The organism is Paenibacillus sp. FW507-14B1B, from assembly GCF_058781425.1.
The window spans coordinates 572881-584868 of the sequence record NZ_JBYSWS010000002.1 but is presented as its reverse complement, the minus strand read 5'-3'; the positions used below and the strand labels follow the sequence as shown (position 1 = coordinate 584868).

Annotated in this window: 12 protein-coding genes; 11 read left to right on the top strand and 1 reads right to left on the bottom strand. The window is 41.5% G+C overall.

Annotated features, from left to right (window positions below; translation table 11 throughout):
• Positions 1 to 29: 29 nt before the first annotated feature.
• Entirely contained in the window at positions 30 to 434 is a 405-nt protein-coding gene (locus AC3WJJ_RS10915) for a hypothetical protein (RefSeq protein ID WP_492540470.1), read from the bottom strand.
• A gap of 80 nt (positions 435 to 514) precedes the next feature.
• On the opposite strand from AC3WJJ_RS10915, the gene AC3WJJ_RS10910 reads away from it, so the two are divergent.
• The 11 genes from AC3WJJ_RS10910 to AC3WJJ_RS10860 all read left to right on the top strand — a co-directional run bounded on the left by AC3WJJ_RS10910 (position 515) and on the right by AC3WJJ_RS10860 (position 11985).
• Positions 515 to 1258, top strand: coding sequence for a uracil-DNA glycosylase family protein (locus tag AC3WJJ_RS10910; protein ID WP_422657536.1), 744 nt, complete (start codon positions 515 to 517; stop codon positions 1256 to 1258).
• 151 nt (positions 1259 to 1409) lie between these two features.
• The gene (locus AC3WJJ_RS10905) at positions 1410 to 1889 is read left to right on the top strand and encodes a hypothetical protein (protein ID WP_492540468.1); all 480 of its coding nucleotides are present in this window, start codon (positions 1410 to 1412) and stop codon (positions 1887 to 1889) included.
• A gap of 40 nt (positions 1890 to 1929) precedes the next feature.
• The gene (locus tag AC3WJJ_RS10900) at positions 1930 to 2415 is read left to right on the top strand and encodes an 8-oxo-dGTP diphosphatase (RefSeq protein WP_422657534.1); all 486 of its coding nucleotides are present in this window, start codon (positions 1930 to 1932) and stop codon (positions 2413 to 2415) included.
• Positions 2416 to 2496: 81 nt separating this feature from the next.
• Complete coding sequence (locus AC3WJJ_RS10895; RefSeq protein WP_492540466.1) at positions 2497 to 4212, top strand: sensor histidine kinase; 1716 nt, start codon at positions 2497 to 2499, stop codon at positions 4210 to 4212.
• Between the two features lie 20 nt (positions 4213 to 4232).
• Positions 4233 to 5534, top strand: a complete 1302-nt coding sequence (locus AC3WJJ_RS10890; RefSeq protein ID WP_492540464.1) for a response regulator transcription factor — start codon at positions 4233 to 4235, stop codon at positions 5532 to 5534.
• Between the two features lie 115 nt (positions 5535 to 5649).
• Entirely contained in the window at positions 5650 to 7326 is a 1677-nt protein-coding gene (locus AC3WJJ_RS10885) for an extracellular solute-binding protein (protein WP_492540462.1), read from the top strand.
• A 71-nt stretch (positions 7327 to 7397) separates the two neighbouring features.
• Entirely contained in the window at positions 7398 to 8330 is a 933-nt protein-coding gene (locus AC3WJJ_RS10880) for an ABC transporter permease (RefSeq protein WP_492540460.1), read from the top strand.
• An 18-nt stretch (positions 8331 to 8348) separates the two neighbouring features.
• Complete coding sequence (locus AC3WJJ_RS10875; RefSeq protein WP_422657528.1) at positions 8349 to 9233, top strand: carbohydrate ABC transporter permease; 885 nt, start codon at positions 8349 to 8351, stop codon at positions 9231 to 9233.
• A gap of 205 nt (positions 9234 to 9438) precedes the next feature.
• Entirely contained in the window at positions 9439 to 9768 is a 330-nt protein-coding gene (locus AC3WJJ_RS10870; RefSeq protein ID WP_492542010.1) for a low molecular weight protein tyrosine phosphatase family protein, read from the top strand.
• 25 nt (positions 9769 to 9793) lie between these two features.
• Complete coding sequence (locus AC3WJJ_RS10865; RefSeq protein ID WP_492540458.1) at positions 9794 to 10909, top strand: aminopeptidase; 1116 nt, start codon at positions 9794 to 9796, stop codon at positions 10907 to 10909.
• A 179-nt stretch (positions 10910 to 11088) separates the two neighbouring features.
• Positions 11089 to 11985, top strand: a complete 897-nt coding sequence (locus AC3WJJ_RS10860) for a phytanoyl-CoA dioxygenase family protein (RefSeq protein WP_492540456.1) — start codon at positions 11089 to 11091, stop codon at positions 11983 to 11985.
• Positions 11986 to 11988: the final 3 nt, after the last annotated feature.

The window sequence follows — 11988 nt, the reverse complement described above, 5'->3', positions numbered from 1 at the left end:
ATGGTATTGATTTTAGGTGTTGATTTTAGTTACAAGCCATTCTTCTTAATAAACTGCTCACTGTCTCCATCAAGCACGACTAACATATTCTTGTTCGTATTGAAGAATAACAGAGCCTTTGGCCTCACTCCTTTTTCAAGGAAGAGATAAGCTTCCTTAACCAAGTCAGGGTAGATGTCAGATGATAACTTGACCGGATGGTTGAATTCCACATGCAAGATCAATCCAGCTTTCGGATCCATCGAAAAGCCACTATGCACGGCAGGTGAAGCTTGAAGTAATGTTAGGATTGATTTCTCAAGTTCATGCGTTAAAGGACGCTGCTTTATTACTTTTTCTTGCTTAACATCAAAGATCTCCACGATGGTTTGATCTGGATTCTGAAAATAAAGATTAAAGGATAACAATGCGACGGATAATATTTTTATAATCATGTTTTTCAACACCTCAGGTGGAATTATTCCCTAAACGAATAAAGAGTATAAGTCATTCATAGCAGGATGTGTGCACATAAATGCTGATCTCGACCCATTTACAACAGTATAAACAGGCAATACTTGCGCTTCCTAAGGATAGGGTCTTGGTAAAAGATGATTTGCTCGTAGATGAGTTATTAATGGCTCAAAGCGGAAAGCTTGAAATGTATTATGCACCACATAATGAGTTCATTAATTCGTCCGCTAAGGTGATGATTGTTGGATTAACGCCTGGATTTACACAGATGAGAACCGCAATACTGGAAGCAAGAACAGCCTTGGAAAAGGGATTATCAGATGAGGAAGTATGTAGAGCAGCGAAGGAAGCTGCAAGATTTGCAGGTACGATGAGATTGAATCTGATCCATATGCTTAATGGAATTGATCTTCATCGATTTCTGAACATCTCAAGCTGTGATGCATTGTTTCAGGAACAACAGACACTTGTACATACGACATCAATACTTCGGTTTCCAGTGTTTGTTGAGAAGAGTAATTACAGTGGGGCACATCCTCATCTTTTAACGAATCCTTTTCTACAAAAGGCAGCACTTGCCTCTATATGTGAAGAACTGAGCCAGATCAAGCCCTTGCTTATAATTCCTCTGGGAAAAATAGTGGAGAGTGCACTGCAGCAGCTTGTGGAGTTAGGAAAGTTGAATACTGACCAGTGTTTATGGGGATTCCCACATCCTTCTGGTGCTAACGGGCATCGCCATAAGCAATTTGCTTGTCATCAAGAACAAATGAGACAGAAGATAAGGGATTTGGAAGTGTATTAGGTAAGAAGCCGTGCTAGTCGCGGCTTTTTTGTCTTTGAGGGATACCCTCTCAGGAGGAAAGTAGTGTTTACGAAGTGCAAGAATACGCGTAATATGGAGGGATTGAGTGGGATATTGTGGTAGGGTTATAGAAAAGTGAAGGAGATGAAAGATGATTATCACGATTTCAAAAATAAGTAGAATATCACTATTCTTTCTTGTCATCTTATGTTTACTGATGAATGTAGGCTGTAGCAATAAGGAGGAAATCATCTCTGAAGAAATAAACAATATAAGACTCGTGTTAAAGGAACGAAAAGAAGATAGAGATGGAACACGCTTCACACTAAGATTACAGAATAACTCTAAATATACGATTGTTCAGAATAATGTCTATTTAAGTTTTCCTATAAAAATTGAAAATGGATCTAAGAGCAATGACTATAAAATTGAAGCGAAGCAGAATAAACTTCATATTAAGCCCGGAGAAGAAGTAATGCTTACTGTATATACTGCGAAGGAAATGTATGAAGGAAATAATAAAATTGACTTCGAAAATCCTAATATTGAGATTAAAGGTTATCTAGACGAAATGACAGAAACTAATCTATTTTATAAGGGTGGCGGATATAGCGCTATGGTGGATTTTTAAATGAACTAAATTCTATGCATAAGAATAGGAGCAGCACTCAATGACTCAGAACCCTCAAGATGTAAAAGTTGCTATGTACACCATGTGTTTGGTAAAGGACGAAGATAAGGTTCTATTAGTGAATAGACCCAACCGTAAGGGATTTCCAGGGTGGATCGGGCCTGGAGGGAAAGTAGACTTTCCAGAAAGTCTTACCGAAGGGGCTATACGTGAAGTTTGGGAAGAAACAGGACTTAGAGTAACAGATCTTATATATAAAGGACTTGATGAGTTTGTAGACCCGAAACAGAATTTCAGGTATATGGTATTTAATTATGTGGCCACTTCATTCGAGGGAGAGCTATTACAGAATCCTCCTGAAGGTGAACTGGAATGGATACCGATCAAAGAAGCTATGAATTATCCAATGCAAGATTGGTTTAAACGAAGATTCCCTTTGTTTTTTGAAGAAGGTACTTTTGAAATATATGAGATATATGATCAAGAGAATAGGGTGACGATTAAGGAATCGGTCAAGAAACTATAGGTAATTATGATGTAGCTGCACTTCACTATCCAACAGTGCGGCTTTTTTGCACACATGAAAATACGTCCGGAGGTTCACAAGATGAAGAGATGGAACCTGCAAGTTTATCAAAAAGTGATTATTGTCTTTGCTGCGTTGGTGATTCCTATAACTGCAACAACAATCATCGTAAATATGAATGCGGTTTCATATATGAAAGAGAAGCTTTTCGAATCGACAAGAGAAAAGGTGAATTATTATCGAGATCAATTAAACAATCAAATTACGTTTATACGCAATCAGCATCTCGTCTTCATGACGAATCCTAAATTGGAGGAACTCAGTTTCAAGGCGCGCACCCTGACCAAGTATGAGGAACTGATGCTTACGAAAGAGATTCAGGATACCATGAAGAGTATAGGGAATTCTAGCGAATTTGTGCGAGATGTTGCGGTATATATAGAGCCTCTCGGGCGCGTTGTATCGCTCGGGGACGGGGTTCGTGCGTTCTCCTCCGGTAGTAAGTGGGATGAAATTCGCCAAATGGCAATAACGCAGAAGAAACCTTATTATATCTATTACGGACAAATGTATTTCGTAGAGACATCGAAGAACGCAACCATCACCACTTTCATCCAGATTCCTCAGAATAATATGCTCACTCTATCTGAGAATGTTGTATCGAAGCAAGGGAATAATGGCTTTTTCTTAGCGGATGATCACTTTTATTCTATTATTAGTTCCACTCAGCAATATGATATACAAAATCAGATTGCGAAGCATATGCTGGATCAGAACGATGGCAGGTGGCAGATCGGGGAGTTTGAAATAACCTATCAGGACAAAAATTATCTCGTACTCTACAATCGAATTAATTCATTAGGAAGTACGCTGTATACATATATTGATGAGAGAGAAATTACTAGTGTAATTAGCAAATACAATTGGCTAATTGGAGCGGTTACGGTCGGTGCTTTAATCATCATTGTCATCTTTGCTATGTCGGTCAACCGAATGATTCATAGACCGTTACTTCATTTAATTCGTGCGTTTAGAAAAATAGAAATGAACCCGCAAGAGTTATCCATGGTCTCTTCATTCCCGGCCAATGAGTTTACCTATCTAAATGATAGATTTGAACGGATGCGGAGTGAATTAAATGCTTCAATTGAGCTCAATTATGAGCACAAGATGCTACTTCAACAATCTGAACTGCGTCAACTGCAATCTCAGATCAATCCTCATTTTTTATATAACAGTTTTTATAATGTGTATCGTATGTGCAGGGCGGAGGATATGGAAGGAGCCGCAGAGTTATCACAGAAGCTTGCCACCTTCTATGAATTTGTTACACGAAGCGGGAATGATGAAGTCCCGTTAGAGCGAGAGTATGAGCATGCAGAAGTCTATTGCGATATTCAGCGTATTCGTTTTGCACGTTCGGTACATATTGGCATTGAACCACTACCAGAAGAAATTGCACATATTTCTGTACCACGCCTCATTATCCAGCCGATTGTTGAGAATGTATTCAAACATGCTTTTGAACAAGGAAGAAAGCATGAGACATGCTTAATTACGGTGGAACATCGGTCAGAAGAGGTTGTGATACGTGTGGAAGACAGTGGAAAGTCACTTTCGGACAAAACGATCGAGGATCTAAATTATCAGCTATCTAGTCCTAGTTCCTTGAACGAGAAGACTGGACTTGTTAATGTTTATCGTCGATTACAGCTGCGGTATGAAGGAAGAAGTCAGTTACAGGTCAGTCGAAGTCACTTAGGTGGTATGTGTGTAGAGCTAACACTGCCTATATAACGCAAAGGGAGGTTCCATCATTGTACCGAATATTGATTGTCGATGACGATGCTATTGTCGTGGAAGGTTTATCGCAATTGCTTACAGCTCGTTACAAGGATGAGCTAGATATATGCAAAGCGTACGGCTCGGAAGAAGCTGCGGATATGATGAAAAGAACGAAACTAGATATCGTTATTAGCGATATTGACATGCCGTGGAAGTCGGGGCTTGAAATGGCGGATGATATTATGCATTATTGGCCGAAGTGTCGCATTATTTTTTTGACAGGTTATAACGACTTTAATTACATCTATAGTGCCATGAAGAAGAGGGCTGCTCACTTTATTCTGAAGACAGAGCATGATGATCATTTATTAAGTGTTATTCAAAGTGTGATAGATGAGCTGGATGGTGAGCGAAATAAACAGAATATTCTGGAGCGTGTACATACGGAGCTGGAATATTTACGTCCACTGCTGACAAGAGAGTGGCTTCAGGCACTATTAGAAGAGCAAGTCACAGGCATTTCCTTGATGGAAAAAGGAGGAGGGAAGTGGCAAATTCAAACGAATGCTCCATTTATTCTACTTATGGGCTATGCCTGCTGGACAGATGAGATATCTTGGGACGCCAGAATTCAGAGCTATGGACATGTATTAAATGTGTTTGATGAACTGTTACCTCCGCTTCTTCGAAGTAATGGATTCGTTACGCAGGATTCTTTATTTGTGTGGCTGATTCAGCCCCAAACGGAGGACAAGACATTTCATAATCCAGAAGGGCAGATGGATTGGAATCAGTTGACGAATTATTTACGTGGGGTCCTTGAGGATATTCAAGATGAATTTCTTGCTCTGTTAAAGCTTGAAATTTCTTTCATATTTCAGAGTAAACCTCTGACATGGGCTACATGGAAGAGAGAGATGGATTGCTTGCAAACCAAAGTAAAGTCTAGTATTGCTGAGCCTATTCACTTATCCATATTGGATGTAGGGCATATTCAGAAGGATCATGGGCATGAGAGCTGGGTGCAGAAGGTACAGGCATTTATTTTGGATCATCTGAATGATGATCTGTCGCTCGTACGCATTGCCGAACAGGTACACATGAATCCGAGTTACCTATCTAGATACTACAAGCAGGTTACGGGTCACAATCTGTCGGAGTATATTACAGACACAAGACTTCAGGTTGCAAAAAGAATGATTGTAGAGGAGAGGCTGAAATTTCAGGATATCGCCTTCCGACTTGGTTTCAATTCGCCTTCTTATTTCACTACCTTTTTCAAAAAATTAACCGGACAAACACCTCAGGAATACAGAGAAGCACATTTACAGTAAGATGGTAAACAAATCGAAAGCAATGTAAATAGAATGATATTGAAAGCGTATTCATAAAAGAATACGCTTATTTATGTAGACATTTTGCATGTAATTATTGAAAAGGGGGCTTCACATGGCAGCATTATTGCAAAAGAGACGATTCGTTTGGACGATGCTTATTTCCGTTATCTTCATCGTTTTGGCTGGTTGCGGTGGTAAGGAGGATGCTTCAGCGCCATCAAAGGACACACCGGCTGTCAATAAAGATCAGGAGATCTCGACAGATCCACTGTGGAAGTACCCGGAACCGGTGAAGGTAACCCAAGTGATTGGTTTTGGAGAGCCAGAAGATCCGAAGACACCAAAAGGGACTACTCCAGCAACCAATGCTTATCTAACCAAGCTGAAAGAAATGCTGAACATCGAGGTCGAGTTCCTCTGGCAAGTACCAAGTGATCAAGCACAGCAAAAATTCTCCTTGTCCATCGCATCTGGTGATTTACCGGACGTGTTCTCCATCGGGATCACCGATTATGAGAAATTAAAAGAAGATGATATGCTTCAGGATTTGTCGGAAGCGTACGAGAAGTATGCTTCCCCAGAGTTGAAGGGATATATGGAAGCGGATGGCGGCAAGACGCTTGATATGTTTAAAAGCGATGGAAAGCTATTAGCACTTCCTAACTTTGAAGATCCATTTATGTCTGCTCAGATCTTATGGCTTCGTCAGGACTGGCTGGATAAGCTGAATCTTAGCTTGCCACAGACGCTAGATGAACTGGAGAAGGTTGCAGAAGCCTTCGTGAACCAAGATCCAGACGGAAACGGTAAGAAAGATACCTACGGAATTGCTTTTCATAAGAGTCTAATCTCTTGGGGCTTTGATACACGAGGCTTCTTCTACTCCATGGGAGCTTACCCGAAAGCGTGGATCAAAAATGCGGAAGGTGCTCTCATTGCAGGCGAGATTCAACCAGAGACCAAAGTGGCACTCGAACGCTTAAATCAATGGTATGGCAAAGGATTGATTGACAAAGAGTTTGCATTCAAGGACATGGATAAAGTGGTTGAAGATATCGTAGCTAGCAAAGTTGGTATATCGTTTGGGGAATGGTGGTATCCAGGATGGCCGCTTAACACAAACCGCGAACAAAATCCGGATGCTGAATGGGTAGCCGTATCGATTCCTTCCTACAACGGAAAACCAGGCGCAACCTTGGTTCCGAGTCAGCGACTAAGCTCCATCTACGCGGTACGTAAAGGATACGAACATCCAGATGCCATCATTAAAATGGCTAACTTCTATCATGAATTACAAAAGCCGCAATACAAAGATGAAGTTAAAGCAGAGAATGGCTATGTATACAACTGGTATCAGCCTCGGATTTATAATCCGTTTAATACGGAAACAACGTACACAGAAGTCAATGAAGCATTAAAGAATAAGCAGGACAAACTTGAATCTGTCAATGCAACATCCGTTTCTGTATTTGAATCTTCTAAGAAATACTTGAACGGAGACGAGTCGCAGTGGGGCATGTATGCAGGACGTGTCGCAGAGAACGGCGGCTGGGGAATAACCCGTCAATTACGAGATAAGCCGCATGTCATGAATGAGTTCTATGGTACAGCCACACCGACTATGACGGAGAAAAGCACCTCTCTCAATAAAATGATGGATGAGACATTTACGAAGATTATTATGGGTTCAGCTCCGATCAGTGAATTCGATAAATTTGTAGATAGCTGGAAGAAGCTTGGTGGTGACGATATCACAGACGAAGTAAATGAATGGTACAAGAACAAGTAGTCATCGGTTAGACAGTAGGGGAGAGTAGGATTATCGACTCTCTCCCTTGCGGTTATAGGAGGGAAGAACGAATGTTGAATACAACAAAAGCTCCAGCAGATCTTGCTCCAAAGTCGAAACGAAGAGTCCCTACATTGCCGCTCCATCTCATGCTGATTCCGGGTGTTTTGATTACCCTGATATTTGCGTATGGACCTATGTTTGGCATCGTAATGGCTTTTCAGAAATATTCGCCGGCAAAAGGATTCTTTGACTCCAAGTGGGTTGGGTTCAAAAACTTCGAGTATATCTTCAACATGCCGGATTTCTATCAGGTGTTATGGAACACGATAATAATCGCGGTTCTCAAAATCATATTCTCGCTATTAGTGCCACTCATTGTAGCCTTGCTGCTGCAGGAGATCAGAAGGAATTGGGTGGTCAGAACGGTTCAGACTAGTGTTTTCTTACCGTTCTTCTTGTCTTGGACCATACTGGCAGGTGTCATATTTGAGATTTTCTCACTGCAGGGTCCTTTAAACTCCATTCTTGCTTATTTTGGAGCCGAGCCCATCATGTTTATGGGAGAAAAGGGCTGGTTTCGAGGTATCTTGATTGGTTCCGACGTTTGGAAGGGGATGGGGTACAACATGATCATCTTCCTCGCGGCTATTATCGGGATTAATCCAAATTTATATGAAGCGGCAGAGATTGACGGAGCGGGCAGATGGAAGCAAGTTCTGAATATAACGCTGCCAGGAATCGTTCCAATTATTGTACTACTCACCACGCTCAGTCTAGGTTCCGTATTAAATGCTGGGTTCGAGCAGATCTTGCTTCTTTATAACCCATTGGTCTATGAGAGTGCGGATGTTGTCGATACGCTGGTGTATCGGATGGGATTAATCGATCAGCAATTCTCCCCGGCTGCTGCATTTGGATTGTTTAAATCTGTGGTATCCGTTCTCTTGGTATCTATTTCATATTATATGGCTTATCGATTTACCAATTACCGCATATTCTAACGAGAGGAGAGGTCATACATGCACTATAAACCGTCAATGTCTAGAGTGGCGTTTCAGATCATCAACGGAATTGTCCTCGCCTCGATCACCATGCTCGGCGTTATTCCGTTCATTCATTTACTAGCCGTCTCGTTCAGTTCGAATTCGGCAGCCGTCGCTGGACTCGTCCGGTTATGGCCTGTAGAATTCACATGGGATGCTTACGTATATCTAGGTCAGAAAGTGGAGTTCTTTCGGTCCCTATGGGTTTCTGTCCAGCGTGTTGTTATTGGTACCGTTATTAGTATGCTGCTATGTATATTATGTGCTTATCCTTTATCCAGAGAAACGAGAGACTTCAAGTCTCGGACGGTTTACGTGTGGTTTTTTGTCATCACGATGTTCTTTGGTGGCGGCCTCATTCCTACTTATATGGTCATCAAGGATGCCGGACTATTGAATACGATTTGGGCTCTCGTCATTCCGGGCGCATTGAGTGTATGGAATGTAGTGATGCTACTTAATTTTTTTCGTAATATTCCGAAAGATTTGGACGAGGCAGCACTTATGGATGGTGCAGGGCATGGAGCGCTACTGTTTCGAATATATTTACCTGTATCGCTGCCTGCGATTGCGACAATCTTGCTGTTCACGATCATCGGACATTGGAACGCATGGTTTGATGGTATTATCTATATGAACTCTCCGGAGAAATATCCGCTTCAGACCTATTTGTCTACGCTGATCTCTTCCTCTAATCGAGAGAGCATTTCGGTAGAGGATTTAGCTTCGATGCAGAGCTTTGGTGAGAAGACGCTGAGAACCGCACAAATCTTTTTGGGTGCATTGCCAATTATGGTGGTATATCCATTTTTGCAGAAGTATTTTGTGAAGGGAATAACGGTAGGTAGTGTTAAGGGGTAATTATCAGGATGAATTAGTTAATAAGTTGTTAACGAATAAGAAGAATAGTATTTCAAGCAGTCCGGATCGCCTCGTGTGCGAACGGACTGTTTTTGTTTCTCAAGCATGAATAAATGTAGATATATTCCAAAATTATGTGTGATAGAATGATAGGGTCTTATGGGAATGCACCCAAGATATTATTGAGAGAAGCAGGTGACAAGATATAAAATTACTATTTATATGCAGCCGCAACAAATGGCGCAGTTTAACTGCGGAGAAGATTTTTGATGGATACAATGGCTATGAGGTTCGCTCCGCTGGTACGGAAGATGGCGCTAGAATTAAGGTAACCGAAGGACATGTTGGCTGGGCGGATTTGATTTTTGTAATGGAAAAGAAGCATAAGCAGCGGCTTACACAGAAATTCTCCAATAAACTAATGAATAAACGTTTGATTTGTCTCGATATTCCTGATGACTACAGGTTTATGGATGAAGAATTAATTGAGATTTTGAAATCAAGAGTATCTGAACATATTGAAGTGCCAGAATAATATGCTTGACTGAAGGAGACTAAGGATGAAAGATCCAAGAATGGAACAACTGGCTGCAAATCTCATCCAATATTCGGTGAAACTACAACCGGGAGAAAAAATATTAATTGAAGTGGATGGTTTGGAAATTCCTCTGGCTAAAGAATTGGTGAGACAGGCATATCGTGCCTCTGGAGTACCATTTTTACTCGTTAATAATCATGAATTGTTGAGAGAGATATTAATCGATTGTACCGAGGAACAATTAATAGCTATGGCATCCTATGAATTAAACAGAGTGAATGATATGCAAGCTTATATACTCATTAGAGCCGGGGAGAATATGAGTGAGTTAAGCGGGATTAGTCCCGAGAAGATGGCGATGTATAGAAGGCATTATGCTCAACCCATCAATGGAAGACGATATAATCATACGAAATGGTGTATTCTTCGTTATCCTAACCATGCCATGGCTCAACAGGCGAATATGTCGACAGAGGATTTTGAGGACTTGTACTTCAACGTATGCAATTTAGATTATTCCAAAATGGATAAGGAAATGGATCATCTCGTTGAGTTCATGAATCAAACCGATCAAGTTAGAATCAAGGGGGTGGGAACAGACTTAACTTTTTCAATCAAGGGCATGCCTTCGATTAAAGATGCGGGTACCATGAACCTTCCGGATGGAGAAGTATATACCATGCCAGTGAAAGAATCGGTGAATGGCACGATTTCGTATAATACCCCCTCACTAAAAGAAGGCTTTACATACGATAACATCTGTCTTGAAGTGAAGGATGGCAGAATTGTTAAAGCTACAGCCAATGATACAGAGCGTATAAATAAATTATTAGATACGGACCAAGGTGCAAGGTATTTTGGTGAATTCGGCATAGGTCTGAACCCTTATATTGAAAGACCGATGAAAGATACTTTATTCGATGAAAAAATATGGGGAAGCTTCCATCTTACGCCTGGATGTGTTCCACTTGGGTCACCAGGGAATGAGAATTGGTCCGAGTTACACTGGGATATTGTAAATATCCAGAGGGCTGATTATGGTGGGGGAGAAATATGGTTTGACGATATCTTAATCCGTAAAGATGGCTTGTTTATTCCTGAAAAATTACAGGGTCTAAATCCAGAGAACTTAAAGTGATCGAAGGTAGATGGTTGAAAGATGAGAAAGAAATCCTTTCAATAACTTGAGATCATCGAATAACATTGGCGTCGGGTTTTGCGTAAATCGAGTCCGGTTTTCATTAACGACTTTGTACTCTTCCTTCCCTATACTTTGAATATATTCAAATTTTATATAATGCGGAAGGGGAGATAAATATGAAGGTACAGATCGGCGAGCGTGAGCTCGAAATGGGTAGTACATATTTGACAGAGCTACGCAGCTCTAATGATATTTTAAATGACACGGAGGCGCTTCGCCAGCGCTTGCAGGAGGATGGATATCTATTGATTCGTGGTTTCCACGACCGAGAAGAGGTGCTTGAGGCCCGAATGGAGTTTCTTCGTTCCTTGCAGGCAGCGGACAAGTTGGATCCTGATGCACCGATTGAGGAAGGAATCATTGGTCCTGAGAACAAGGGCGGCATGTGGGGAAGAAGCGCCGCTGATCTTCAAGAGGAGTTCCCTCATTTCCTGAACGTTGTGAATTCGCCTAAAGTATTCTCGTTCTTTGAGCAGCTTCTAGGTGGGCCTGTCCTGACTTATGATTTCAAATGGCCACGAGCGATTGCAAATGGAGGCAATACGGGCGCACATTATGATAACGTTTACATGGGACGCGGGACGAAGAATGTCTACACGATGTGGACACCTTTTAGTGATATTCCGCTTGAGCTTGGTACGCTTGCCATGCTGCTTGGCTCGCAAAACTACGAGAAAATTAAGCAAACCTACGGACAAATGGATGTCGATCGGGATAATGTGGCAACAGGTTGGTTCTCTGATGATCCGGTAGAAATCGTGGACATGTACGGTGGACAGTGGGCAACAACAGCATTTGAAGCGGGTGATGTGATTATCTTCGGGATGTTTATGATGCATGCTTCACTTAACAATACGACAAACGGCTTCCGGATAAGCTCAGACACGCGTTACCAACTGGCTTCTGAACCAGTCGATGAGCGCTGGATTGGCATAAAGCCGAAGGGTCATTACGCTTGGGGGAAGACACCTTCGAAGTCGGTTAAGGAAGCACGTAAAGAGTGGGGCGTATAGGAG